Here is a 25,001-nt window from a genome sequence, read left to right as displayed (position 1 = left end):
CGCGGGCCGGCACCTCGAGAGGAACCGCCATGAGAAAACGCACACGAATCGGAGTCGCGATCGGCACGGTCGCGCTTCTGACCGCCACCGGATGCAGCGCCGCATCCGCCCCCGCGCCCGCCGCCACCTCCGAGGAGGTCGCCCCCGGCTTCCTCGCGGTGGCCGACAGCGCTGCTCCCGCCGGAGGCGAGCTCGTCGTCCAGGTGGACTACGACACCGCCGAGGCGAGCGGGCTCGATCCCCAGGGGGCGGCGACCGCACGATCCTGGATGCTCGAAGGGCTCGTCTACGAGACCCTCACCACCATCGACGAGAACCTCGAGGTGGCCCCCGGTCTGGCGACCTCCTGGGAGACCGCGAGCGACACCGAGTACGTCTTCACCCTCGCCGATGACGCCGTCTTCTCCAACGGGCGCGCGATGACCGCCGACGACGTCGTGGGCAGCATCCAGCGGCTCATCGACAACCCCGTCACCTGGACGGGCCAGCTCGGCCCGGTCGCGTCGGTGGCGGCGACGGGAGCGGGCGAGGTGACCGTGACGCTGTCGGAGCCCTACACGCCCTTCCTCGCCGCCCTCGCCAACACGCCCGCGGCGATCCTGCCGATGAGCGAGATCGCGTCGGGCGAGGTCGACATCACACAGGAGATGCTCGGCACCGGCCCCCTCGTCGCGTCGGCCCACCGCCAGGACGAGCAGTGGACCTTCGTTCCGAACGAGCATCACCCGGATGCGGCCGACCTCGGCTTCTCGTCGCTGACGATCGACATCGTCGGCGACGAGGCCACCCGCGCAGCGGCCCTGCGCGACGGCTCCGCCGACCTGGCGATCCTGAACTCGACGGACTCGGCCGCGCTGTTGACGAGTGCATCCGACGTTCGGGTCGCGACGCAGCGCAACACCGACTTCCACTACCTGATGATCAACTCGATCGGCGGCGATCCCGCCCTCACCGACGAGGGGGTGCGTTTCGCGATCAACTCGGCCATCGACCGCGCGACGATCAACGATCTCGTCTTCGGCGGTTCGGCCTCGGCGTCGGGGGTGACCCCGGTGAGTCTTCCCGACTCGTGCGACCCCGCCGATCTGCCCTCCGCCGATCGCGACCTCGCGGCGGCCACGAGCGCGATCGACGCCGTCGGCGGACTCGAGCTCGATCTGCTCGTGTACACGGACGAACCGGTCCTCGCCCAGATCGCGCAGGTCATCCAGCAGAACCTCGCCGAGATCGGGGTCGACGTCTCGATCGAGCAGCTCGACTACGCGACGTACTCGGGCCGCGTCTACTCCGACCCGTCCGACTTCGACCTCGCCCTCAGCTGGTTCGCGGGCTACGCCGATCCGGCGATGGTCACCACGTGGTGGAGCCCCGCGCTCGCCGGCTTCTCGTCCGTGTACATGTCGGGTTCCCCCGAGCTCGACGAGCTCATCGCGACCGGAGCCTCGGCACAGCCCGGCGACGATCGCGCCGATGCCTTCGCACAGCTGTGCTCGCTGGCCGACGAGCAGAGCGAGATGGTGCCGCTGGTGCTGCGTCCCTCGATCATCGGCTGGAACACCGGCTCGTTGAGCCCGAGCATCAGCAGCGACGAGGGCTACGGCGACGTCCTCCGGCGCATCACCGAGTTCCGCGCCGGCTGACATGACCGTCATCCTGTGGTCGCTCCGGCGCGTGCTGGCGGCGCTGGTCACGCTGATCGGGGTCTCCGTGCTCATCTTCGCCTCCGTGCGGCTCATGCCGGGCGACTACACCGACCTCGTCCTGGGTCCGCTCGCCACCGAGGCGCAGCGGGCCCAGGCCGTGGCCGCGTCGGGGCTCGACGCTCCGATCGTCGAGCAGTACTTCCGCTGGGTCGGCGGCGTGCTCACCGGTGACCTCGGGTACTCCTTCGTCTCCAACGTGTCGGTGTCGGAGGAGTTCGCCGCCCGCCTGCCGGTGACGGCGACGATCGCCGCGATCACGATCGTCGTCACCCTGGTGATCGGCATCCCGCTCGGCTTCGCGTCAGCGCTGCGCTCGGGCGGGTCGGCCGGCGCCGCAGGAAAGCTGCTCAGCGCGCTGGGCATCAGCCTTCCCGAATTCCTGCTCGCGGGTCTCCTCGTCTTCGCCGTCTCGACGCTCGGTCTGGGGCTGTCGGTCGGCCAGTTCGCCCCCTTCGCGGTCGACCCGGGCAGGTTCTTCGGCTCGCTCGTGCTGCCGATCGTCGTGCTGTCGGTGGGCTGCGTGGCGGTGGTCGCCCGCAACACCCGCGACGCCGTGCTGAACGTCCTCGTGGAGCCGCACGTCCAGGCCGCCGTGGCGCGCGGCGAGACCCCGCTGTCCATCGTCCGCCACCACGTCCTGCGCAACGCGGCCGCCCCGATCCTCACCATCGTCGGAGCGCTGGTCGCCGTCCTCCTGGGCGGCACCGTCATCGTCGAGTTCGTGTTCAACGTCCCCGGGATGGGGTCGTACCTCCAGACCGCGCTCGGCCGTCGCGACTACGCGATCATCCAGGCCGCCGTGCTCCTGGCGGCGATGGTGTTCATCCTCGCGGCCCTGGTCGTCGACCTCGTCTCCAACGCGCTCGACCCCCGCCTGCGCCTGACCGGAGGGAGCCGGCGATGACCGTCACCCCGACCACGACACAACGGCTCGTCGGCGCGCGCCGACGCACCCGGCTCGTCTGGCGCGACATCGACGCCTTGACCCGTGGCGCGATCCTGGTGCTGACCGTCGTCGTGCTCGTGACCGTCGTCGCCACCCTCACCGGAGCGACCGGATCGACGAGCGCGACGATCGGCGCCCGGTTCCAACCGCCGAGCCTCGACGCGCCGCTGGGCACCGACAACCTCGGACGCTCCTTCCTGCCGCGTCTGTTCGAGGGCATCGCCACGACGCTGGTCGTGTCGATCGCCGCCGTGCTCTGCTCCGCTGCGGTCAGCACCCTGCTCGGCATGATCGCGGGGTACTTCGGCGGGTCGGCGAACGAGGTCGTGATGCGCATCGTGGACGTGCTCTACGCGTTTCCCGCCCTCGTGCTCGCCATCCTCGTCTCGGCCCTGCTCGGCCCCGGCCGGCCGGCGGCGATCATCAGCATCGTGGCCATCACCATCCCTCTGATGACACGCGTCGTCCGCATCGCCACCCGCGCCGTCGCCGAACGCGACTTCATCGTCTCGGCGCGCATCAGCGGCGTGCGCACCCCGGTCGTCTTCGTCCGGCGCCTGCTGCCGAACATCGCCGGCACGGTGATCGTCCAGGCCAGCTATGCGCTCTCGGTGGCGATCCTCGTCGAGGGCGGCCTGAGCTTCCTCGGCTTCGGCGTCCAGGTTCCCGAGGCCTCGCTCGGCCTCCTCATCCAGCAGGGGACTCTCTACATGACCCTGGCCCCGCACCTGCTGATCGTCCCCGGCGCCGTGCTCGTCGCGTCGATCCTGTGCATCAACATCATCGGCGACAGCCTGCGAGACCGGCTCGAGCCCCGCGAAACGAGGTCCCTGACATGAGCGCCGTGACCATCCGAGACCTGGCCCTCGATTTCGTCGGGTCGACCACGGTGCGAGCCCTCGACGGCGTCGACCTCGAGATCGACGAGGGTTCCTCGCTGGCGTTGGTGGGCGAGTCGGGTTCGGGCAAGTCGACCCTGGCGTCCGTCCTCGGCCGCCTCCAACCCCCCTCCGCGAGGATCGTCCGAGGCGGCATCGAGGTGGCGGGCATCGACGTGCTCGGCCTCGGCACCGCGGCGCTCCGCCGATATCGGCGCGACGAGCTGGCCTACATCGCCCAGGATCCCATCGGCTCGCTCGACCCCACCATGCGGATCGGCCGGCAGCTCCAGCTCGTGCTCCGCAGCACCGGCCAGGATGCCTCGACCTCCCGCCGACGCGAGCTGCTCGAAGAGATGCAGATCGACGCCCCCGACCGCGTGCTGCCGCTGTTCCCGCACCAGGTCTCCGGCGGGATGGCGCAGCGGGTCGCGATCGCCCTGGCGATGTGCCGGCGTCCGCGTCTGCTCATCGCCGACGAGCCGACCGCCGCCCTCGACAGCCAGGTACGCGAAGAGGTGGTGCGGTTGATGTTCGCCCAGGCTCGCGCGCTCGGCACCACCATCCTGTGGCTCAGCCACGACCTGCCCGCCGTCGCGCGCTGGTGCGATGACGTGGCGGTGATGTACGCCGGCAGGGTGGTCGAGCGCGGTCGTGCCCGTGACGTGCTCGGTACCCCGGTGCACCCCTACTCCCGGGCACTCGCCGCAACCGACCCCTCGCGGATGCGGCAGGGCGAACGGCTGGCGAGCATCCCCGGAGCGCCCCCTGTGCTGCACGGCGAGTCGGCGGGCTGTGCTTTCAGCGAGCGCTGCGCGGTGAGCGTCGCGGCCTGCGCGACCACCCGGCCGCAGCCGGGTCCGGTGCGTGCGAGCCTGTGCATCCGCACCGACGAGCTCGTGCGGAGCGGGAACCCCACGGAGGTGTCGGCATGAGCGTCTCCTCGCGTGCCGTCGTCGAGCTCGACGACGTTTCGGTGCGCTTCACGTCGGGCTTCGGGCCGGCTCGGCGTTCGGTGCAGGCGATGTCGGGGGTCTCCTTCGACATCGCTCCCGGCGAGACCCTGGGGCTCGTCGGAGAGTCGGGGTCGGGCAAGTCGACCACGGGCGCCGTCGTGCTCGGTCTGCAGCGCCCCGACCGGGGTGTCGTCCGATTCGAGGGGGCGCCGCTGGCCCGCAGCCTGCGTTCGCGAGCGGGTCGCATCCAGGCGGTGCTGCAGCATCCACGATGGGCGATCGACCCCCGCTCCAGCGTGCTCGATGCCGTCCTCGAGCCGCTTCTGGTGCACGAGCGACGCAGCCGTGCGCTCGAGATGCGGGCCCGCGACATGCTCGAGGCGGTGGGCCTGCCCGGCTCGTTCGAGCAGCGGCGGCCGCACCAGCTCTCGGGCGGTCAGCTGCAACGGGTCAGCGTCGCACGGGCACTGGTCACCCATCCCGCGTTCGTGGTGTTCGACGAGGCCGTCAGCGCCCTCGACGTCTCGGTGCAGGCGCAGATCCTGAACCTCATCCACGACCTGCAGCACGAGCACGCGTTCGCGGCGCTCTTCATCTCTCACGACCTGGCCGCCGTGCGCTACATCTCGCACCGGGTCGCCGTCATGCGCAAGGGCGAGATCGTCGAACTCGCACCGACCGCGGTTTTCTACGACTCACCCGCTCATCCCTATTCGCGTCAACTGTTCCAGGAGCTCTCATCGTGACCCCATCCCCCCGCCTCGCGCCCGTCCGTTCGCTGGGCGCACGTGCCTCCAACGCCGACTTCGCGCTGGAGGCCGTCCATGGAACAGATCGCGGACAGATCGCCTACGACTTCCCGGGCGTGCTGATCGGCACCGCCGAGTACGCGGAGGGCCCCACGGGGGCGACGGTCGTCTCGATCCCCGACGGTGCCCGCACGTACGCCGATCGCCGCGGGGGTGCGGTGGGGGCGAGCGGGCTGTACGGCTTCAACCACGCCATCTGCCTCGCGGGGGGATCGGTCTACGGCCTGTCAGCGGTCGCCGGGGTGTCGGAGGCTCTGTTCGACCGCGTCGACCACCGCGCCGGCTTCGACGAGCTGCAGCTGGTCTCGGGCGCCATCATCTACGACTACTCCGTCCGCGACAACGGCGTCTTCCCCGACGCCGCTCTCGGCCGCTCGGCCTACGGGGCCGCTCGGGCCGGCATCGTGGAGGTGGGACGGGTCGGCGGCGGCGCCTCGGCCTCCGCGGGCAAGGTCGACCCGGCGCGAGTGGAGTTCACCGGTCAAGGGGCGGCGTTCCGGCAGATCGGCGACGTGAAGGTCCTGGTCGTGACCGTGCTCAACCCCTACGGGGTCATCGTCGATCGCACGGGTCGGATCGTCCGCGGCAACTACGACGCTCACACCGGCGCGCGGCGCCATCCGGCCGAGGACTACGAGGCCGCCGTCTCCCAGGCGCGTCTCGCCGCCCCCGTGTCGGGTAACACGACCATCACCGCGGTGGTGACCAACGTGCGCCTGAACGACACCGACCTGCAGCAGTTCGCCCTGCAGGTCCACAGCTCGATGCACCGTGGCATCCAGCCGTTCCACACCTCGATGGACGGCGACACGCTGTTCGCGCTGACCACGGACGAGGTGGAGCTCCCCGTCGACCCGTCGACCCCGAGCGGTCGTCTCTCGTTGAACCCCACCGCTGTCGCCACGCTCGCGGGTGAGACGGCGTGGGACGCGATCCTGTGCGCGGCGGGCTGAGCCGGTGCACGAGTTCCCGTCCTACCGCGCCCCCTCGCAGCACGAGGTCACGCATCTGGTGCGCAGCAATCCCTTCGCCCTCGTCGTCTCGGGCGGCGGCGCCGATGAAGCGCCCACCGCGACCCATACACCCGTGATCATCGAGCGTCTCGCCGATGGCGAGGCGCTGGTCGGCGGTGAGCTGATCGGCCACATCGCCCGGAAGAACCCGCAGTGGATGTCGCTGCGCGACGGCCAGCCGATCCTGCTGATCTTCTCGGGTCCGCACGGCTACGTCTCCCCGACCGCGTACGCCGACGACCCGAACGTGCCGACGTGGGACTACGCCGCCGTGCACCTCACTGCGCGCGTGACCGTGCTCGACGACCCGCAGGCGAGCATGCACGTCGTCACCCGGACCGTGCACGAGCTCGAGGCGCTGGAGCCCTCCGCCTGGGACCCGACCGCCTCCCTTCCGACCTTCGAGCGCATCGTCGGCGGGGTCGTGTCGTTCCGCTTCGAGATCACCGATCAGCGTGCCGTGTTCAAGCTGAGTCAGGACAAGCCGGCCGATGTCCGCTCGCGGGTGGCCTCAGCCGCCCGCGAGCGCGGATGCGGCCACGGCGACGTCGCCTCGCTCATCGAGCGCATCGGAGCGACCTCGTGATCGTGCACGAGTGGGCCTCCGGCGACGGGGACACCGAAGCCGAGGGGCGCCGGTTCGGGGCCGCCTGGGCGCCGCAGCTGCGAGCAGCGCGGGATGCCTATCTCGACCTCTTCGCCCGATCCGGGGTGCCCGAGGACGTCGCGCGCTCGGTCGCGCGCCAGAGCGGCGCGGCCACCCTCGAGCACGCCCCGGAGGTCGCCGCCGAATTCCGGGGCGTCGCAGCGGGCAGCGGACTCGCCGTCGCCGACATCCTGCTGCTGACCGCTCGCACCGAGATCCTCGCCCGCATGACGCCCTCGATGGAGTGCTCGACCATCGTGCACGTGCCGTCGTCGGGGGATGCCCCGCGCACGCTGCAGACGTGGGACTGGCACGAGACGCTCTCGAACGAGACGGTCGTACGCCGATGGCGCAGTGCGTCGGGTACGCGGGTCGCGGCGTTCTGCGAGTTCGGTCAGCCCGCCAAGATCGGCGTGAACGACCGCGGTCTGGGCGTGCACTTCAACATCCTCCATCACCGCTCCGACGGCTCGCAGCCGGGCGTGCCCGTGCATGTGCTCTCGCGGATGATCCTCGACGACGCCGTCAGCATCGACGAGGCGGTCTCGATCGCTCGATCGGTGCCGCTGGCGGCATCGAGCGTGCTCACGGTGGTGGGTCGCGACGGGGCCGCAGCCATCGAGGTGGCCCCGGCGGGTGTGGCCGTGCTGCCGGTGGCGCGGGGGGAGACCTTCGCGCACACGAATCACTTCCTCGACCCGGCGCTCGCCGCGGGGGAGTACTCGCCGTACGAGACGACGAGCATCCCGCGCTACGACTGCCTCGTCGACAATGCCGATCTGGCCGGTATCGCCGCGTCGCGCGAACGCGCACTCGCTTTCGGCTCGGTACCCGGGCCGGGGATCTCGGTGCGCCCGCGCGCGGATCAGCCCGCGCACGTTCGGTGGGAGACCAAGCTCACCGTCGCGCTCGACGTCGCCGACCCGTCGCTGGAGTTCGCGGCCGCGGCGCCCCGGGACGCGGCATCCGCTCCCTGGCGGCGGTTCGCCGCGGTCTGACCGGATGCTGTCGATCCTCCTGCACGCGACGGCGCTCGCCGCGGCGCTCGCGGGCACGCTCGCCCTCGCGCTGCGTCCGCGCTGGGCGCACGCCGGGGCGATCGGCGGTTCGGTCGCGATGTCGGCCGCGATGATCGACGGTGTCGTGTCGGGCTCGGGGTCGACGATCTGGTGGGCCGCCGTCCAGGTCGTGCTCGCGCTCGTGCTCGCGGTGATCGTCCGGCGGGGCGCCGCGGCCGGCGCCGGCCGCCCCGCGGGGGGTTCGCGGGGGCCGGCTTGCCCGCTGGGCGTGCACGTCGCGCTCGGGCTGATCGTGATGGCGGCGCTGATGAGCGTCATGACCTTCCCCGGCCCCGGCGCGTCGGATCCGGGTGCACACGGTCACATGTCCGGTGGAGTGCTCAGCGTGGCTGTCGGTGCGCTCGTGGTCGGTTACGTCGCGACGACCATGCGTCACCTCCGAGCGATGGCGCATCCTCTGCACCGTGTGCACGCTGTCGCCATGGTCGTCTCGGTGGTGACGATGCTGGCGGCCGTCGTCGCTGTGTGAGCGGGCTCGCAGCGATGACGAGAGGATGGGGTCATGACCCGTCCTCGCCTCGTGCTCGATGCCCTCCCCGCCCTGTCGTGGGTCCCCGTCGACGGTGACGCGACGGTGGAGCCGTCGACGCAGACGCTCACTCTCCGCAGCGCCCCCGGCGCCGACTGGACCAACGACGCGACGGGCGGGGCGCAGCAGCATCGGGCGGCGAGTCTGGCCTTCGTGGCGCCGTCCCGGCCGTTCATGCTCTCGGCGAAGGTGTCCATCACGGGCGTACGCTCCACCTTCGACGCCGGTGCCCTCTCGATCTGGTCGGATCGGGATCACTGGGCCAAGGTCTGCTTCGAGAACTCTCCGGAGGGCGACACGATGGTCGTCAGCGTCGTGACGAACACGTACTCCGACGACGTCAACTCCCACCTCGTCACCGGCACGAGCATCCATCTGCGGGTCGCCTTCCTCGGCGACGATGCGTGGGCCTTCCACTCCTCGCCCGACGGGGAGCGGTGGAGCTTCGTACGCCTGTTCCGTCTGCCGGTCGCGTCCGGAACGACGTACGTGGGCTTCCTCAGCCAAGCGCCGCTCGGCGACCGGTGCGACGCGGTCTTCAGCGACATCCGCCTGAGCCACGGACTGCTCGGCGACACCCGCGACGGAAGCTGAGGCACGGGTGCCGCCCCGTGGGTCGCGTCAGAACCGACGCGCCGACACGTTCGCTCGGGGGGACTCGCCGAAGAGTCGGCGCAGGCGGTCAGTCGAGACCTTGAACTGCGCCGCGGGCCGCCCTATAGTCTGGTTATACGATTAACCTGGCCACGCAGGGGTGGCGACCGGATGGGGCACTGCATGATCTTCGACCTGATGTTCGCGGGCGATCCACTGAAGGCCACCGATGTATCAGGCGGGACGACGACGATCGTCGTCGACGCGGCTGCACCCCAGCAAGCCGTACTGCGATCGCCGCGGCGCGGCCCCGCGGCGGGCCAGGAAGCCCTCTACCTCGACGGCTGGACGACATGGGTCGAGCGCCGCGGACGCGCACGCGAAGACGTGAACGTGCGACTGTCGACCTGGTTCGCGCCGCGCGCGATCGCCGGGGGCGACGCGCGCGGCTTCACGGCGCTCATCGATGCGACGGACGGGGCCGGAGGGGTGGCCCTCGGTCATTCCTGTACAGGTCATGTCGCGGGCGCCGTGGCAGGGGAGCTGTTCGTCGGTGAGCTGCGACTCGAACGGGACCGGTGGCACTACCTTGAGCTCCTCGTCCTGGACGGCGCGGTGCACCTGTATCTCGACGGCCGCCCGGCCGGGGTGTGGGCGACAGCAGTGGCCGCGGTGACGGTTCCGCCCGTCATCCTCGTCGGGCGCTCGGCGGACGCGCCGCGCATCGCCGGGGTCGTGCGCACCGCCGTGGCCAACGGCGCGCTCGCGCGCGCGACTGTCGAGATGATCTCCTCGGACGTGACGGACTCGAACTTCCCGGGGCCGCCGGATACGGCCGTCGTCGGCGGGGATGTCGACACGGACCCGGATCGGTCACGCTACGGGGCCGACCCCTATCGGCCGATCGCGCACGTGACAGCCGCGCAGGGCTGGATGAACGAGCCGCATGCGGCCATTCAGATCGGCGGTGTGCATCACATCTTCTGGCAGCACAATCCGACGGGCCCCTACTGGGGCGACATCGCGTGGGGGCACGCGGTGAGCACTGATCTCGCCCATTGGCGGGATGAGCCGATGGCGCTCGCGCCCGCGGATACCACCGTGGCGCCTCACGGCATCTGGAGCGGGAGTTCGGTTCGCGGCGCGGGCGGCGAGCATCTGCTCTTCTTCACGGCGGGCGATATGTCGCGATCCCCGGATCAGTCGATCGCCGTGGCTCGGCCGCGCGGTCGCGGTTGGGACGCGGATCGGCACGCCGTGCTGAGCATGCCCGACTCGGTCCCGGGCAGGAGGGAGCCGCTGATCCCCGGTCAGTTCCGCGACCCGTTCGTCTGGCGCGAGGGGGAGCGCTGGTTCTTGACCGTGGGCGCCGGGCTCTCGGGTGTCGGCGGGGTGGCGCTCCTGTTCGCATCCTCCGACGGGACGCGGTGGGAGCAGCGGCCGCCGCTTCTCGTGGGCGACGTGAGCGCGTTCCCCGCGACCGGGGTCATGTGGGAGCTGCCCGTTCTGCTGCCCATCGGGGTGGGAGTCGACGGTCGGGCGCGACACGCTCTGTTCGTGGCACCGTGGTGGGCCGGTCCGAACGAGCACCACCTCCAGCACGTGTGGCACTGGGTCGGCGTCTGGGATGCGGCGGCGGGGGTCTTCGAACCGGACCACGATGAACCGCGGGAGTTCGACGGGGGCGGCCACCTGACCGGGCCGAGTGGGACCGTGCTCGAGGACGGTCGCGCCGTGCTGTGGAGCATCACTCAGGACAAGCGCAGCATGACGGAGCTCGCCGATTCCGGCTGGGCGCACAACGCCGGATGGCCGTTGCAGCTGGGGCTTCACGCCGACGGCGAGATCGGAGTGAAGCCTGTGGCCGAACTCGCGTCCCTGCGCCGCGAGCGACGCGAGCCGGGCGCCGACCACGACCTGGCACGCGGCCGGCACCTGGACATCGAGCTCGATGTCGTCGGCGGCGGATTCGAGATCGACGTGCTTCGCAGCGCGGACGGGCGGGAGGCCACCGTCCTGGGGGTCTCCGACACGGCGGTGTGGGTGGATCGGACTCGCAGCAGCCTCGCCGACGAGCACACCGAAGCGCGGCGCAGCCTCGCGCGGCGGCGTCGTCCGGCCGTGCATGCACGGATCGTCATCGACGGCTCGATGATCGAGATGTACATCGACGACCGCGTGTCGATGACGACGCGTGCGTACCCCGTCTCGGGCGACGCCGACGGGGTGCGGCTGCGTCTTGCTCCGGCGGCGCGCGTCGAGCGTCTGGAGATCCACGTCCTCGGTCATGCCTTCGACCGCGCGGCCGAGGGTGCCGCCGCACCGTCCTCCATGCCGCCCGTTGCGCGCGAAGAGCCGCGACGTGTACGGTAGTTATACGAATAACTCGAGGACGAGGGCAATGGCGCGCAAAGCGGGAAACACGGCGACGATGTGGCAGGTGGCCGATCGTGCCGGGGTGTCGCAGGCCACCGTCTCGCTTGTGCTCAACAACGTCGGCGGAACGCGCGTCAACGATGCCACCCGTGAGCGGGTCATGGCGGCTGTGGAGGAGCTGGGCTACCGCACGAACGCCTTCGCGAAGTCGTTGCGCAGTGGTGAGTCCGAGATGATCGGCTTCATCTCCGACGAGGTGGCGAGCTCGCCCTTCGCCGGCCGGCTCCTGAAGGGCGCACAGCATCACGCGTGGGAGACGGGCAACGTCATCCTCAGCGTCGACACCTTCAACGAGCCGGACCTCGAAGCCGCCGCGCTCGACATGATGCTGTCGTACCGCGTCAAAGGCGTCGTGTACGCGTCGATGTACCACCGCCTGGTGGACGTCCCCGACAGGTTGAGCGAGATCCCCACGGTCGTGGTCAACGCGCAGGATCGAGCGGGCACCGTCGCCAGCGTCTTCCCGAACGAGGAGGGCGGCGGGTACGCGGCGACGCGCCACCTCGTGGAAGCGGGTCACTCCCGCATCGCGATGATCAACATCCAGCCGCCCGGGAGCGACCTGCCGGCCGGAATCGGCCGACTCGCGGGCTATCGACGTGCTCTCGACGAGGCTGGCCTGCCCCAGGACGAGGCCCTGATCCGCAGCGGCGACGGCGTCGTCGAGGACGGCCTGGCTCTCACGCTGGAGCTTCTCGCCGAGTCCGATCCGCCGACGGCCATCTTCTGCGGTAACGACCGCACCGCCTGGGGCGCGTACCGTGCGCTCGAGTCGCTCGGACTGCGCGCCGGCCGGGACTGCTCCATCGTGGGTTTCGACAATCACGAGATGGTGGCCCCGTTCCTGGACCCGGGATTGACCACGGTGGAGCTCCCGTACGAGGCGATGGCGCGTCGGGCGCTGGAGATTCTGCTGACCGATTCGTCGAAGATGCCCGCTCGGACGGCGATCGACTGTTCGCTGATCCAGCGCGGATCCGTGGCGAGAGCAAGGAAGCGCACATGACAACACAGACCTCCGATCGCACCAGCGCTGCGGCGGCTCGTCCCCGGGACAAGAGGCCGAAGGCTGTGTTCCGTCGCGCCGTGCGGTCCTGGCAGTTATACGTATTACTGACGCCCGCCCTGATCTACGTCGTCGTCTTCAAGTACTGGCCGATGTACGGCGCCCAGATCGCCTTCCGCGACTACAACCCGGCGTCGGGATTCGCGGGGAGCCCCTGGGTCGGTCTCGAGCACTTCGCGCGGTTCGTCGGCTCCTTCCAGTTCGAACGACTCATCGCCAACACGCTCACGGTCAACTCGCTCGGCCTGCTCATCGCCTTCCCGGTGCCGATCATCCTCGCGCTCATCGTCAACCAGCTGCAGAGCGAGCGGTTCAAGAAGTTCACGCAGACCGTCCTCTACTCGCCGTCCTTCATCTCGGTCGTGGTCGTCGTCGGGATGATCTTCCTGCTGTTCTCGCCGCGCGCGGGGATCATCAACAACGCCATCGTCGCGTTCGGAGGCGACCCGGTCTTCTTCATGGGATCGCCCGAATGGTTCCGTCCGCTGTACATCGGCTCGGACATCTGGCAGACCGCCGGGTTCTCGATGATCGTCTACCTCGCGGCACTGACGGCCATCGATCCGGCGCTGCATGAGGCCGCGCGCGTGGACGGCGCCAACAAGTGGCAGCGGATCCGGCACATCGACATCCCCGGGATCATGCCCGTGATCACGATCCTGTTCATCCTTGCCATCGGAAACCTCTTCAACCTCGGTTTCGAGAAGGTCCTGCTCATGCAGACCGACCTGAACCTCTCCACATCCGAGGTCATCCAGACCTACGTGTACAAGATCGGCCTGCAGCAGGCGCAGTTCAGCTACTCGGCGGCGATCGGTCTGTTCAACTCCCTGATCAACTTCATCCTGCTGATGACCTTCAACTGGGTCGCGAAGCGGGCCGGACAATCGACTCTCTGGTGAGGGCATCATGACCGACATCGCCCCGACGCCGCGCACCGCGACGGCTCCTCCCTCCCCGCGCCGGCCGAAAGCCGCGCCGCCCGCCGCGGCCGCGCGCCGCTGGACCGATCGCGTCGCCGACCCCGCCTTCAACGTCGTCGCCGTCGGAATGCTCCTCGTCGCGATCGTCGCGATCCTCTACCCGCTGTACTTCATCCTGATCGCCTCGGTCAGCGAGCCCTCCGAGATCCTGAACGGGAACGTGTGGCTGTGGCCCCGCGGCTTCACGCTGGAGGGGTATGCCCGCATCTTCTCGGACGCCACCATCGTCCGGGCTTTCGGCAACTCGATCCTCTACACCGTCGTGGGCACGGCGATCAGCGTCGTGGCGATCCTGTGCGCGGCGTACGCGCTCTCGCGCAAGGACCTCTTCGGCCGGACGTTCTTCATGCTGTTGTTCATCATCACGATGTTCATCGACGGCGGCCTGATCGCCCGGTACCTCGTGGTGCGCGACCTGGGGATGCTCGACACCATCTGGGCGGTGGTCCTCCCCGGCGCCATCGGCGTGTGGAACCTGATCATCGCGCGCGCCTTCTTCGAGAACAACGTGCCTGCGGAGTTGAGGGAGGCGGCACAGCTGGACGGCGCCAACGACTTCCGGTTCTTCCTGCAGATCGTGCTCCCGCTGTCGAAGCCGCTGATCTTCCTGATGATCATGATCCACCTCGTCGCCAACTGGAACGCCTTCTTCGACGCGCTCATCTTCCTCAACGACGAGAGCAAGTACCCGCTGCAGCTGGTCCTGCGCAATGTCCTCATCCAGTCGGAGGTGTCCGCCGCCGGGGGCACGGGGGCGCTCGATTCCTACGCGGCCGCGCAGCGTCTGGGCGAGCTGATCAAGTACGGAATGATCGTCGTCTCCACGGTCCCCCTCCTCATCGTGCTGCCGTTCATGCAGAAGCACTTCACCAAGGGCGCGCTCCTCGGCGCGGTGAAGAGCTGACCGCACCGCCGGTCGCCTCGTGATCCTCACCCATCCGCAACCACAACGAAAGAAGACCATGAAACACAGTCGTTTCCTGACCGCGTCGGCCGTCGCCGTCACGAGTGCCGTGCTCCTCGCCGGCTGCACCGGCGGCGCCGGTGACACCGAGCTGACCGACAAGTCAGCCGATTTCGGATTCAACGCCGAAGGGCTGCCCATCGTCGACGACAAGCTGACCCTCACCTTCGGCGGAGTCAAGGCGCCGCTGGCCCCGGACTACTCCACGATGGAGCTGGTGCAGCAGTGGGAGGCCGACACCAACATCGCGATCACGTGGGAGAACCTGCCCGATCAGGTGTACGCCGAGAAGAAGAACCTCATGCTCGCCAGCGGGGACCTTCCGGACGTGCTGTTCAACACCGGGCTGACGGATGCGGAGATCATCGAGAACGGTGAGAACGGGACCCTGCTTCCCCTGGAGGACCTGATCGAGGAACACGCGCCGACCCTGAGCGCGATCCTCGAGCAGCGGCCCGACATCCGGGCGGCCCTGACCGCCTCCGACGGGCACATCTACACACTGCCCTCCGTCGAGGAGCTGGGCATCGTGACGTATCCGAACTTCCTGTACATCAACACGTCCTGGCTGGATGCCGTCGGACTGCCGATCCCCACCACCGTGGAGGAGTACCACGCGGCGCTGCAGGCCTTCAAGACCGAAGACCCGAACGGGAACGGGGTCGCAGACGAGATCCCGCTGTCCTTCCGCACCGACTCGTTCTGCGCCAACCCGCACGACCTCATCGCCGCGCTCGGGGGGCAGCCCGAGAACAACGATCACCGCATCGTGCGTGACGGCGAGGTGGAGTTCACCGCCGACACCGAGGAGTACAAGGCCGGCGTGGCGGCACTGGGCGAATGGTACGCGGACGGACTGATCGACCCGGAGTCGTTCTCGCAGGACGACGTCGCCTACCTGTCCAAGGGCAAGTCCGAGACCCCGATCCTCGGCTCGTTCTTCTGGTGGGAGCTGAAGGAGATGGTGGGCGCCGACCGGGTCGACGACTACGCCCTCGTGGGCATCCTGGAGGGAAGCGACGGCGAGAAGCGCGCAAGCGCCTCGAACTACCCCGACGTGAGCCGCGGCGCGATGGCCATCACCCGCGCGAACGAGTACCCGGCCGCGACCATGCGGTGGGCTGATCGTCTGCTCGATCCCGTCATGTCGGCGCAGTCGAGCTGGGGGCCCATCGGCACCACTCTCGAGGAGGACGCGAACGGTGTTCTCGTTCAGATCCCGGTCGGGCCCGGCGAGTCGGAGGGTGAGCGCCGCCAGAGCGTCGCCCCCAACGGCCCGCGGATCATCACGGCCGAGGACTTCGAGAACGTCGTGGCTCCGGAGCCGCGCGCGAAGGAGCGCCAGGACCTCGTGGCCGAGTACTACGAACCGTTCCAGGCCAACGACGCCTACCCCCCGGTTCTCCTCTCGAACGAGGAGCTCGACGTCGTGTCATTCGCCAACACCGACATCAACACGCTCGTCAAGGAGAAGTTCGCGTCGTGGGTCGTGAACGCGAACGTCGACGACGAGTGGGACGCGTACGTCGCACAGCTGAGGGATCTGGGCATCGACGACGTCGTCGCCACCTATCAGCAGGCATACGACCGCTTCCTCGAAACGAGCGACTGACCACCCGAGAGGGCGGGGAGCGTCGACCGCCGCCCGCCCTCTCATCCCGTCCGGCCACTGTGAGCCACCATCCCCTCAGGAGACCCTTTGCATACCCTCCCGACCGCAGCATCCGCCGTCGACCTCCGCCCGGTCGCGCACTTCACCGCGAACGACTCCTGGCTCAACGACCCGAACGGACTGCTCTACCACGAGGGGACGTATCACCTCTTCTTCCAGACCAACCCGTGCGGAAGCACGTGGGGCAACATCTCGTGGGGGCACGCGACCTCGACGGATCTGGTGACCTGGCACGAGCGTGACGTGGCGATCCGGTTCACGCCCACCGAGATGGCCTTCTCGGGCAGCGCGGTGGTGGACGAGCGGAACACCGCCGGATTCGCGCGGGCGGGTGAAACCGCGCTGGTCGCGATCTACACGAGTGCGGGTGCCGCCGAGGAAGGCGTCGCGTCACACCAATCGCAGGCGCTGGCGTACAGCGTCGATGCGGGCGAGACATGGACGCGGTACAACGGGAACCCGGTGCTCGACATCGGTTCGACCGACTTCCGAGACCCGAAGGTGTTCTGGTACGGAGGCGAGGACGGGCATTGGGTGATGGTCGTGGTGGAGGCCGTGGCGCGGAAGGTGGCCTTCTACAGCTCGCCCGACCTGATCACGTGGACACGCCGCTCGTCGTTCGGGCCCGCCCATGCCGTCGGCGGTGTGTGGGAGTGCCCGGACCTGTTTCCGCTCGTCGTCGAAGGGACGACGGAGAGCCGCTGGGTGCTCGTCGTGAGCATGAACCCGGGCGGTATCGCCGGCGGATCCGGAACGCAGTACTTCGTGGGCGATTTCGACGGGTCCACGTTCACCCCCGACCGGCTGAGCGACGACGATGACCCGACCGACTTCGACTGGCTCGACTACGGTCGCGACTACTACGCCGCGGTCTCGTTCAACAACGTCCCCGACGGCCGGCGGCTCATGATCGGCTGGGCGAGCAACTGGGACTACGCGAATCAGACGCCCACCCACCCGTGGCGGTCGGCGATGTCGCTGGTGCGCGAGATCTCGCTCATCCGCGGCGCCGACGGGCGGCTCCGCGTCCGCCAGCTCCCCGTTCTCCCCGAGGATGAGTCGGGGCTCGCGGTGTTCCGGACCAGGGTTCCGGCGGGCGAGGGCGAACAGACGCGGATGGTGCTTTCGAACGCGGCGGGCGACCGGCTGCTGATCACCGTCGACGGTACCGAGAGAACCATCTCCTGTGATCGCACCGCGAGCGGTGAGACGGCCTTCCACGACGCCTTCCCATCGGTGGACCGGGCGCCGTTCCCCGTGACGGATCACGGCGAGCTCGAGATCCTCGTCATCGCGGACGGCACCGTCGTCGAGGTGTTCGTCGGCGATGGATCGGTCACGATCACCCAGCAGGTGTTCCCGTCGGCGGCCCTCGACCGGTTGCACATCGACGAGGGTCGCTGAGGAGAGGGCGGCGCGGTCCCGTCGGCGACCCCACGAATCCGAAAGGGACGCGACCGTCGGTCGCGTCCCTTTCACATCGGAGGGGCTGACGGGAATCGAACCCGCGCTATCTGCTTGGGAAGCAGATGTTCTGCCATTGAACTACAGCCCCGTGCACCCGGAGGTGCTCGGCCAGCTTAGCCCGAGAGGGCGACGGCGCCCAACCTCACCGTCAGGACGAGGGGGTGGCCGGTCCCGATGCCCCCGGGTAGGGCGGCGCAGCCGGCGGATACCCGGGGCGTTGGACGGGGGCGAACTGCTGCCCCGTCTCGCGCATGGCCAGGATGACGCCGTTCTTCACGGCGGTGCGCATGATGAGATAGCTCACCCAGAGCACGAGCGCGAGGATCGCGAGGTAGATCACCAGGCCGATGATGAGGAATCCGATGCCGAGGCTCGCGGCCACGCTGGAATAGTCGTTGTTCACCCCCGAACCCTAGCGAGGATGCCGTGCCGACCGGGAACGCAGCCCGGCCCCGGTCACCGCTCGACGGCGACGGTCACCAGGCGTGCATCCGCGGACGCCACCCGGTGCACCTCGCCGACGATCTGGATCTCGGTCTCGGTCTCCCGCTCGGCGCACGAGGGCCCCACCCACAGCTCGACGGCGCCGGGCTCGACGATCCGCACGCCCTCTCGTCCCGTGAACGCCAGCCGCGAGGTCGGCACCGTGAGCGAGACGGTCGCCCCGGCGCCGGGCTCCAGCTCGACGCGGGCGAAGCCCAGCAGCTGCGCGACCGGCCGGGTCACGCTCGCGTGGACGTCGCGGGCGTAGAGCTGCACGAGGTCGGCGCCCGGGCGGTCGCCGGTGTTGCGAACGCGCACGGTGGCGGTGAACGTTCCCCCGGCCTCGACCGAGACCGGGACGCTCAGGCCGTCGCGGGCGAACGAGGTGTAGCTCAGGCCGTGCCCGAACGGCAGGGCGGGCGTGCTGTCGGCGCTGGTGATGTCGGTCATCCCGCCCAGGACGGGGTGCAGGTAGCTATAGGGCTGAGCACCGGCCGAGCGCGGCAGCGACACCGGGAGGTGGCCCGACGGCGAGACCTCGCCCGACAGGATGCCCGCGATGGCGGGGCCGCCCTCTTCGCCGGGGAAGAACGCCTGCAGCGCCGCGGCTGCTGCGCCCTCGCCGGCGAGGGCCCAGTCGATCGCGTAGGGGCGCCCCGAGAGGACGACGAGAACGACCGGGGTCCCGGTCGCGATGATGCGCTCGACCAGCTCGCGCTGCACCCCGGGAAGCTCGAGCGACTCGACGTCGTTGCCCTCGCCGACCGTCCCGCGCCCGAAGAGTCCGGCTCGATCGCCGACGGCGACGATCGCGACGTCGGCGGCCCGGGCCGCGGCCTCGGCCTCGGCGAACCCGGCACGGTCGTCTCCTTCGGCATCGCACCCGCGGGTCACGGCGATCTCGGCACCCGGCAGTGCCGCGGTGAGGGATGCCGCGAGCGTGGGGATCTCGAAACCCAGCGGCACTCCCGGATGATGCGCCAGCACGTGGTTCGCGAACGAGTAGCAGCCCATGAGCGCCTCGGCGCTGTCGGCGTTGGGCCCCACGACGGCCACGCGCCGGGGAGCGTCGAGCGGCAGGACGCCGTCGTTGCGCAGCAGCACCACCGACTCCTCCGCCAGGCGCCGGGCGACCGCACGATGGGCGGGGGAGTCGAGGTCGATCTCGGCCGGCGGGGTCTCGAAGGTCTCGTCGAGCAGGCCGAGATCCTCTTTCTGCGTGAGCACGCGGCGCACGGCGCGGTCGACGATCGCCTCGTCGACCTGCCCGTCGCGCACCCGCGCGGCCAGCGGCGCGGTGAATGCGTCGCCGGTGGGCAGTTCGACGTCGATCCCCGCCTCGAGGGCCAGCTGGGCCGCCTCGCCCCGGTCGCGCGCCACCGCGTGCATGGTCTGCAGGAACGCCACCGAGAAGTAGTCGGACACGACGGTGCCGTCGAAGCCCCACTCATCGCGCAGCACCCCGGTGAGGTAGGCCGGGGTCGCCGCCACCGGCATCCCGTCGATCTCGGCGTACGAGTTCATGACCGACCGTACGCCTCCGTCGCGCACCGCCATCTCGAACGGCGGCAGGAACACATCGGCGATCTCGCGCGGGCCGGCGTGCACGGGCGCGTGGTTGCGACCGGCCTGCGAGCCGGAGTAGCCGACGAAGTGCTTCAGGGTCGCGTGCACCCCGGCGCCCTGCATCCCGCGGACGTAGGCGCTGCCGATGACGCCCACGACGTAGGGGTCCTCGGCGATGCACTCGTCGACGCGTCCCCAGCGCGGGTCGCGGATGACATCGAGCACCGGCGCCAGGCCCTGATGGATGCCGAGTTCCCGCATCGAAGCCCCGATGAGGGCGCCCATCTCCTCGACGAGGTCGGGGTCGAACGCCGCGCCCCAGGCGAGCGGCGTCGGGAAGGTCGCCGCCTGCCAGGCCGCGAGGCCGGTGAGGCACTCCTCGTGCACGAGAGCGGGGATCCCGAGGCGGGTCTCGCCCACCAGGCGGCGCTGCTCCCGCCACAGCCAGTCGGCTCGTTCGATCGGGTCGACCGGGCGCGTGCCGTAGACGCGGGTGAGCTGCCCGAGGCCGTGGACGGTGGCTTCGGCGTACGCGGTCGACGAGGCCATCTCGCCGGCCATGGGCGCGACGACCTCGTCGCCCTGATCGACCCAGAAGCCCACCAGCTGGGCGAGCTTCTCGTCGAGGGTCATGCGCGCGACCAGGTCGGCGACGCGCGTGGAGACGGAGATATCGGTCAGAGTCACGGTCCCGTGCTTTCTGTGGTGGGGGGATCAGCCCTTGACGGCGCCGGTGAGCCCGCCGACGATACGGCGCTCGAACAGGCTGAAGAACGCCAGGGCGGGGAGCATCGAAAGGGAGGTGAAGGCGAGGACCTTCGCGGTGTCGACGGAGTACTGCGACGAGAACGCCTGCACCCCGAGGGGCAGCGTGTAGGCGGCCTCGTTGTTGAGGATGAACAGCGGCAGCAGGTAGCTGTTCCAGCTGGCGATGAAGGCGAGGATGCCCACGGTGATCACGCCCGGCACCGACAGCGGCAGCACCATCCGCCAGAAGAACGACAGGCGGCCGCATCCGTCGATGAACGCCGCCTCCTGGATCTCGTCGGGGATGGCGCGGAGGAAGGGCACCAGGATGATGATGGTCATCGGGAGGGCGAACGCGATCTGCGGCAGGACGATCCCGGCGAGGGAGTTCATCAGGCCCAGGTCGCGGATGACGATGTAGAGCGGCGTGATCGCCACGGTGATGGGGAACATCAGGCCCGAGGCGAAGACGGCGTACAGCACGCCCCGGCCACGGAACCGATAGCGCGCGATGACGTAGCTGGCCATGAGGCCGAGGGCGACGGCACCGGCCGTGGTCGTGGCGGCCGCGATGGTGGAGTTGAGCACCTGACGCCAGAACTGCGAGCCGGTGAGCACCGTGAGGTAGTTCTCGACGTTCCACGGATCGGGCCACCCGGCCGGGTCGACCGTGATCTGGGCGTTGCTGCGGAACCCGCCGATGATGATGTAGAGCACCGGGGCGAGCATGAGCGCGATCACCACGAGCGCGACGAAGTAGACCAGCGGGCTGCCCCACGGCAGCCGTTCGCCGGAGCGACGGCGACGACCGGATGCCGGCGCCGCGACGATCGCGCGGGTGGTGGGAGAGGTCAGGGCGGTCATCGCTCCTTCTTCCCTTCGGTGACGGCCCCCGCCGTGTCGCGGCGCAGCACGTACCGCTGGTACACGATCGCGACGACGAGGGAGATGAGGAAGATCACGACGGCGACGGCGTTGCCGAATCCGTAGCTGCCGGCGTTCCGACCGTTGACGACCATGTAGGTCGCCATCGTCGAGGTCCCCGCGGTCGAGGCGACGTACTGGCCCCAGATGATGTAGACGAGGTCGAACAGCTGCAGGGCGCCGATGATCGACAGGAACGCCCAGATGCGCAGCGTCGGGGCGAGCAGCGGCAGGGTGATGCGCCAATGCATCTGCCAGTAGCCCGCGCCGTCCAGCGCGGCCGCCTCGTAGAGCTCGTCGGGGATCCCCTGCAGGCCGGCAAGGAAGAGGATGACGGCGAAGCCGACGTACTTCCACGTCAGGATGCCCATGAGGGTCCAGATCGCGATCGAGGGGTCGGCGATCCAATCGCGGGTGAGCGCCCCGAGGCCCAGCTGCTCCAGCGCGCCGTTGAGCGCGCCCTGCGTCTGCAGCATGAGGCCGAACCCCGTGCCCACGACCACCTCGGCGATGACGTAGGGCACGAAGATGAGCACGCGGATGAGCGACTGCCCTCGCATCCGACGGTTCAGCAAGAGCGCGAGGAGGACCGCGACGGGCCCCTGCAGCACGAGCGAGGCGACGACGATCACCGCGTTGTGGCTCAGCGCCTCGACGAACGTGGGGTCGGTGAGGATCGTGAGGTAGTTCTGCAGCCCGACGAACTCGCTGGGGGCGCCGTAGCCCTGCCAGCGGAAGAAGCCGTAGTAGGCGGCCATCACCACGGGGAAGATGACGAACCCGACGAACATCGCCAGCGCGGGCCCGACGAGCACCGCGATCTCGAGGCGCCCCGACCAGCCGATGCCGCGGCGGCGCCGCGAAGGCGGGGGCGTCGTGGTGACGCCCCCGCCCCGCGCCGCGAGTCCCGTGCCGGTGGCGGCGTCCGCCACGGCCGTCTCGCTGATCGACATGATCCGGGTCAGCCCTTCTTCGCGGCGTCGGAGACCGACTGGATCATCTGCTCGGGCGAGCTCTTGCCGGCCAGCAGATCGACCACGGCCACGTTCAGCGCGTTGCCGACGTTCTGCCCGAGGACGGTGTCGAGCCACTGCGACACGAACGGGGCCTCGTTGTACGCGGCGAGCACATCCTGCAGGTACTCCTCCTCGACCGCGCTCTGCGCGACGGTGTTGACGGGCGGTGCGCTGAAGGCGCGGTAGTACGCCTCCTGCTGGTCGGCCGTGGCGAGGAAGTTGAGGAAGTCGGCGCACTCGGCGGGGGCATCGGCCGAGCACGAGTATCCGTCGACACCACCCATGATCGATCCCGGCTCTCCTTCGCCGCCCGACAGCTCGGGGAACGGGAACCAGGCCAGGTCGCGGAGCGGCTGCTCATCGGGGGTGAGCGAGGCGATGACGCCCGGGTTCCAGGCGCCCATGAGCTCCATGCCCGCCTGGTGGTTGGCGATGAGGCCCGCGCTGCTTCCGGCGCCCTGCTGGGCCGAGGTGGTCAGGAACCCCTCGTTGAACGGCTCGAGGGCCGCGAAATCGGCGAGGTTCTCGGCGGACTTCAGCCAGCACGCGTCGCTGAAGTCCTTCGAGTCGCCGGTCTCCTCGATCGTGGCGGGGCTGCATTCGCGCAGCGCGAAGTTGTAGAACCAGTGCGCGGCGGGCCAGGCGTCCTTGCCCCCGAGGGCCACCGGAGCGATGCCGGCATCCTCGAGCTGACCGACGACGCCCTCGAGCTCGGTGATCGTGGTCGGGGGCTGTGTCACGCCGGCCTGTGCGAACAGGTCCGAGCTGTACCAGAAACCGCTCGGGAGCACGGCGAGCGGCATCGCCCAGACCTTGTCCTGATAGGTCTCGGCCTTGAACGAGCCCTCCGAGATCTCCTCGCGTGCGGTATCGCCGATGCGGTCGGTCAGGTCCATCAGCTGCCCGGCCTGCACCATCGCCGCCATCTTGCCGCCGCCGCGCTGCAGGAAGATGTCGGGAGCGTCGCCCGCGTTCAGCGCGGTCTGGAGCTTGCCGTCGAGGTCCTCGTTCTGGACGGACTGCATCGTGATCGTGACGTTGTCGTTCTCGGCCTCGAAGGCCGCGATCGCGTCCTCCCAGAACTGCTGCCCGTCACCGGTGGTGGAGTTCTGCCAGAGCGTCATCTCCACGGTGCCGTCGCCGCTGCCGCCCTCGGCGGTGCCGCTGCAGGCGGTGAGCGCCAGGGCGCTCACCGCGAAGACCGCGGCGGCTGCGGCGGCCGTGCGCCGCGTCGTTCTCGTGCGTGCCATGTGATTCCTTCTCTCTTCATCGAGCGGATATCTGCCGGGAGCACGGTCGCGGTGACGGATCACGGAGCGACGATGCTCACTGTCGTCGGACATCGCTGGTGCTGTCGGACACCGAAAGTTTGCGCGGGCAACAAAGCGGTGTCAAACGTTTTCGAAAACGGTTTCCATCCGGCTAGCATGCGAGCATGACCCGCCGCCGTCCGACGATCCACGATGTCGCCGCGCGTGCGGGGGTGTCGGTCTCGACGGTCTCGAAGGCCGTCAACGGGAGGTACGGCGTGGCGAAGAGGACCGTCGACGCGGTCATGACCGCCGTCGCCGATCTCGGCTACGAGTCGAGCCTCATCGCCAGCAGCATGCGGTCCCGTTCGACGGGGGTCATCGGCGTGCTCGTCGCGGACTTCGAGCCGTTCAGTGCGGAGATCCTCAAGGGTGTGGGCGAGGCGCTCCGCGACACCAGCTACGACCTCCTCGCCTACTCGGGCTCTCGCGGCGATGAGGAGGGGTGGGAGCGGAGGTCCCTGTCGCGGCTGAGCGGCACGCTGATCGACGGAGCCATCATGGTCACGCCCACGGTGGTCAACGCGAGCACCGATGTGCCGCTGGTCGCCATCGATCCGCACACCGGTCCCGCCGACGTGCCGACGGTCGAGAGCGACAGCTTCGGCGGCGCGCGCGAGGCCACGTCGTATCTGATCGAGCTCGGTCACACCCGGATCGGCTACATCGCCGGTCGTGCCGACCTGCGCTCGTCCATCGCGCGAGATGCCGGCTATCGGCGCGCCCTCGCCGACGCCGGCATCGCCTTCGACCCGTCGTTCGTCGGTTCGGGGCGGTACCGCGAGGCGACCGTGCGCGAGGTCGCGATCGACATGTTGTCGTCGCCGCGGCGGCCCACGGCGGTGTTCGCCGCGAACGACGTGTCGGCGATCGCGATCCTGCAGGTCGCCGCCGAGCTCGGTCTCGACGTGCCGCGCGATCTGTCGATCGTCGGGTTCGACGACATCCCCGAGGCGACGCGCCTGTCGACCCCCCTCACGACCGTGCGCCAGCCGATGGGGCGTCTGGGGGCGGCGGCCGCGCAGTTGCTGCTCGCCTTGATGCGCGGTGACGAACCCTCGGCGACGCACCTGCGCCTTCCCACGAAGCTCATCGCCCGGCAGACCACTGCGCCGCCCGCGTGAGCGACACCTGGCATGTGGTCGGCGGCTTGCGGCTTGTCGCTCGCTGACTCGGAAGGGCGCGCCGCAGTGGCGGTCCCGACGCGCGATGAG

General features: G+C 69.6%; 22 protein-coding genes and 1 tRNA gene. 17 read left to right on the top strand and 6 right to left on the bottom strand.

What is annotated here, in order from left to right:
* Window positions 1–29: 29 nt before the first annotated feature.
* The 16 genes from HW566_RS07490 to HW566_RS07415 all read left to right on the top strand — a co-directional run bounded on the left by HW566_RS07490 (window position 30) and on the right by HW566_RS07415 (window position 17,678).
* Window positions 30–1,640 (top strand): ABC transporter substrate-binding protein, encoded by a 1,611-nt coding sequence (locus tag HW566_RS07490; RefSeq protein ID WP_178011706.1) that lies wholly within the window; start codon window positions 30–32, stop codon window positions 1,638–1,640.
* 1 nt (window position 1,641) lies between these two features.
* Window positions 1,642–2,607 (top strand): ABC transporter permease, encoded by a 966-nt coding sequence (locus tag HW566_RS07485; RefSeq protein ID WP_178011705.1) that lies wholly within the window; start codon window positions 1,642–1,644, stop codon window positions 2,605–2,607.
* Entirely contained in the window at window positions 2,604–3,488 is an 885-nt protein-coding gene (locus tag HW566_RS07480) for an ABC transporter permease (protein WP_178011703.1), read from the top strand. Before HW566_RS07485 ends, HW566_RS07480 begins: the two co-directional genes overlap by 4 nt.
* Entirely contained in the window at window positions 3,485–4,462 is a 978-nt protein-coding gene (locus HW566_RS07475) for an ABC transporter ATP-binding protein (protein ID WP_178011701.1), read from the top strand. The genes HW566_RS07480 and HW566_RS07475 overlap by 4 nt, the downstream gene beginning before the upstream one ends.
* A complete protein-coding gene (locus tag HW566_RS07470) occupies window positions 4,459–5,229 on the top strand; it encodes an ABC transporter ATP-binding protein (protein WP_178011699.1) in 771 nt (256 codons plus the stop codon). The genes HW566_RS07475 and HW566_RS07470 overlap by 4 nt, the downstream gene beginning before the upstream one ends.
* Window positions 5,226–6,245 (top strand): P1 family peptidase, encoded by a 1,020-nt coding sequence (locus HW566_RS07465; RefSeq protein WP_256728920.1) that lies wholly within the window; start codon window positions 5,226–5,228, stop codon window positions 6,243–6,245. The genes HW566_RS07470 and HW566_RS07465 overlap by 4 nt, the downstream gene beginning before the upstream one ends.
* A gap of 4 nt (window positions 6,246–6,249) precedes the next feature.
* Window positions 6,250–6,891 (top strand): FMN-binding negative transcriptional regulator, encoded by a 642-nt coding sequence (locus tag HW566_RS07460; RefSeq protein WP_178011697.1) that lies wholly within the window; start codon window positions 6,250–6,252, stop codon window positions 6,889–6,891.
* The gene (locus HW566_RS07455; RefSeq protein ID WP_178011696.1) at window positions 6,888–7,949 is read left to right on the top strand and encodes a C45 family autoproteolytic acyltransferase/hydolase; all 1,062 of its coding nucleotides are present in this window, start codon (window positions 6,888–6,890) and stop codon (window positions 7,947–7,949) included. The genes HW566_RS07460 and HW566_RS07455 overlap by 4 nt, the downstream gene beginning before the upstream one ends.
* A 4-nt stretch (window positions 7,950–7,953) precedes the next feature.
* Complete coding sequence (locus HW566_RS07450; protein WP_178011694.1) at window positions 7,954–8,499, top strand: hypothetical protein; 546 nt, start codon at window positions 7,954–7,956, stop codon at window positions 8,497–8,499.
* 33 nt (window positions 8,500–8,532) lie between these two features.
* Window positions 8,533–9,153, top strand: a complete 621-nt coding sequence (locus tag HW566_RS07445; RefSeq protein WP_178011692.1) for a DUF1349 domain-containing protein — start codon at window positions 8,533–8,535, stop codon at window positions 9,151–9,153.
* A 183-nt stretch (window positions 9,154–9,336) separates the two neighbouring features.
* Window positions 9,337–11,526: a glycoside hydrolase family 32 protein gene (locus tag HW566_RS07440; RefSeq protein ID WP_178011690.1), complete on the top strand. Its 2,190-nt coding sequence runs from the start codon at window positions 9,337–9,339 to the stop codon at window positions 11,524–11,526.
* A gap of 28 nt (window positions 11,527–11,554) precedes the next feature.
* Complete coding sequence (locus HW566_RS07435) at window positions 11,555–12,595, top strand: LacI family DNA-binding transcriptional regulator (RefSeq protein WP_178011688.1); 1,041 nt, start codon at window positions 11,555–11,557, stop codon at window positions 12,593–12,595.
* Entirely contained in the window at window positions 12,592–13,557 is a 966-nt protein-coding gene (locus HW566_RS07430; RefSeq protein WP_178011686.1) for an ABC transporter permease, read from the top strand. Before HW566_RS07435 ends, HW566_RS07430 begins: the two co-directional genes overlap by 4 nt.
* Before the next feature lie 7 nt (window positions 13,558–13,564).
* Window positions 13,565–14,542, top strand: a complete 978-nt coding sequence (locus HW566_RS07425; protein WP_178011684.1) for a carbohydrate ABC transporter permease — start codon at window positions 13,565–13,567, stop codon at window positions 14,540–14,542.
* Between the two features lie 58 nt (window positions 14,543–14,600).
* Complete coding sequence (locus HW566_RS07420) at window positions 14,601–16,214, top strand: ABC transporter substrate-binding protein (protein WP_178011682.1); 1,614 nt, start codon at window positions 14,601–14,603, stop codon at window positions 16,212–16,214.
* An 87-nt stretch (window positions 16,215–16,301) separates the two neighbouring features.
* Window positions 16,302–17,678, top strand: coding sequence for a glycoside hydrolase family 32 protein (locus tag HW566_RS07415; RefSeq protein WP_256728919.1), 1,377 nt, complete (start codon window positions 16,302–16,304; stop codon window positions 17,676–17,678).
* A gap of 80 nt (window positions 17,679–17,758) precedes the next feature.
* Here HW566_RS07415 and HW566_RS07410 read toward each other — a convergent pair.
* The 6 genes from HW566_RS07410 to HW566_RS07385 all read right to left on the bottom strand — a co-directional run bounded on the left by HW566_RS07410 (window position 17,759) and on the right by HW566_RS07385 (window position 23,727).
* Window positions 17,759–17,829, bottom strand: a tRNA-Gly gene (locus tag HW566_RS07410).
* 60 nt (window positions 17,830–17,889) lie between these two features.
* Complete coding sequence (locus HW566_RS07405; protein ID WP_178011680.1) at window positions 17,890–18,144, bottom strand: hypothetical protein; 255 nt, start codon at window positions 18,142–18,144, stop codon at window positions 17,890–17,892.
* Between the two features lie 53 nt (window positions 18,145–18,197).
* Window positions 18,198–20,423 (bottom strand): beta-xylosidase/alpha-l-arabinosidase, encoded by a 2,226-nt coding sequence (locus tag HW566_RS07400; RefSeq protein WP_178014774.1) that lies wholly within the window; start codon window positions 20,421–20,423, stop codon window positions 18,198–18,200.
* An 81-nt stretch (window positions 20,424–20,504) separates the two neighbouring features.
* A complete protein-coding gene (locus HW566_RS07395) occupies window positions 20,505–21,401 on the bottom strand; it encodes a carbohydrate ABC transporter permease (RefSeq protein WP_178011678.1) in 897 nt (298 codons plus the stop codon).
* The gene (locus HW566_RS07390; RefSeq protein ID WP_178011676.1) at window positions 21,398–22,414 is read right to left on the bottom strand and encodes a carbohydrate ABC transporter permease; all 1,017 of its coding nucleotides are present in this window, start codon (window positions 22,412–22,414) and stop codon (window positions 21,398–21,400) included. Before HW566_RS07390 ends, HW566_RS07395 begins: the two co-directional genes overlap by 4 nt.
* An 8-nt stretch (window positions 22,415–22,422) precedes the next feature.
* On the bottom strand, window positions 22,423–23,727 hold the full coding sequence (locus HW566_RS07385; RefSeq protein WP_178011674.1) for an ABC transporter substrate-binding protein: 1,305 nt from the start codon (window positions 23,725–23,727) through the stop codon (window positions 22,423–22,425).
* A gap of 185 nt (window positions 23,728–23,912) precedes the next feature.
* Here HW566_RS07385 and HW566_RS07380 point away from each other — a divergent pair, with 185 nt between their 5' ends.
* Window positions 23,913–24,911 carry a LacI family DNA-binding transcriptional regulator gene (locus tag HW566_RS07380; protein ID WP_178011672.1) on the top strand — a complete coding sequence of 333 codons (999 nt, stop codon included), beginning with the start codon at window positions 23,913–23,915 and terminating at the stop codon, window positions 24,909–24,911.
* Window positions 24,912–25,001 lie beyond the last annotated feature (90 nt).

Origin of the sequence: Microbacterium oleivorans, assembly GCF_013389665.1 — a bacterium.
GTDB classification, from domain to species: domain Bacteria; phylum Actinomycetota; class Actinomycetes; order Actinomycetales; family Microbacteriaceae; genus Microbacterium; species Microbacterium oleivorans_C.
The sequence above is the reverse complement of the archived record's forward strand: the minus strand, read 5'-3'. Positions and strand labels throughout refer to the sequence as shown.

What these genes read in the sequence shown, in the direction of transcription:
- HW566_RS07490 (WP_178011706.1), top strand. Translation starts at nt 30, where the DNA reads ATGAGAAAACGCACACGAATCGGAGTCGCGATCGGCACGGTCGCGCTT.
- HW566_RS07475 (WP_178011701.1), top strand. Translation starts at nt 3,485, where the DNA reads ATGAGCGCCGTGACCATCCGAGACCTGGCCCTCGATTTCGTCGGGTCG.
- HW566_RS07385 (WP_178011674.1), bottom strand. Translation starts at nt 23,727, where the DNA reads ATGGCACGCACGAGAACGACGCGGCGCACGGCCGCCGCAGCCGCCGCG.
- HW566_RS07450 (WP_178011694.1), top strand. Translation starts at nt 7,954, where the DNA reads ATGCTGTCGATCCTCCTGCACGCGACGGCGCTCGCCGCGGCGCTCGCG.
- HW566_RS07395 (WP_178011678.1), bottom strand. Translation starts at nt 21,401, where the DNA reads ATGACCGCCCTGACCTCTCCCACCACCCGCGCGATCGTCGCGGCGCCG.
- HW566_RS07390 (WP_178011676.1), bottom strand. Translation starts at nt 22,414, where the DNA reads ATGTCGATCAGCGAGACGGCCGTGGCGGACGCCGCCACCGGCACGGGA.
- HW566_RS07435 (WP_178011688.1), top strand. Translation starts at nt 11,555, where the DNA reads ATGGCGCGCAAAGCGGGAAACACGGCGACGATGTGGCAGGTGGCCGAT.
- HW566_RS07420 (WP_178011682.1), top strand. Translation starts at nt 14,601, where the DNA reads ATGAAACACAGTCGTTTCCTGACCGCGTCGGCCGTCGCCGTCACGAGT.
- HW566_RS07430 (WP_178011686.1), top strand. Translation starts at nt 12,592, where the DNA reads ATGACAACACAGACCTCCGATCGCACCAGCGCTGCGGCGGCTCGTCCC.
- HW566_RS07470 (WP_178011699.1), top strand. Translation starts at nt 4,459, where the DNA reads ATGAGCGTCTCCTCGCGTGCCGTCGTCGAGCTCGACGACGTTTCGGTG.
- HW566_RS07485 (WP_178011705.1), top strand. Translation starts at nt 1,642, where the DNA reads ATGACCGTCATCCTGTGGTCGCTCCGGCGCGTGCTGGCGGCGCTGGTC.
- HW566_RS07425 (WP_178011684.1), top strand. Translation starts at nt 13,565, where the DNA reads ATGACCGACATCGCCCCGACGCCGCGCACCGCGACGGCTCCTCCCTCC.
- HW566_RS07445 (WP_178011692.1), top strand. Translation starts at nt 8,533, where the DNA reads ATGACCCGTCCTCGCCTCGTGCTCGATGCCCTCCCCGCCCTGTCGTGG.
- HW566_RS07480 (WP_178011703.1), top strand. Translation starts at nt 2,604, where the DNA reads ATGACCGTCACCCCGACCACGACACAACGGCTCGTCGGCGCGCGCCGA.
- HW566_RS07440 (WP_178011690.1), top strand. Translation starts at nt 9,337, where the DNA reads ATGATCTTCGACCTGATGTTCGCGGGCGATCCACTGAAGGCCACCGAT.
- HW566_RS07380 (WP_178011672.1), top strand. Translation starts at nt 23,913, where the DNA reads ATGACCCGCCGCCGTCCGACGATCCACGATGTCGCCGCGCGTGCGGGG.
- HW566_RS07400 (WP_178014774.1), bottom strand. Translation starts at nt 20,423, where the DNA reads ATGACCCTCGACGAGAAGCTCGCCCAGCTGGTGGGCTTCTGGGTCGAT.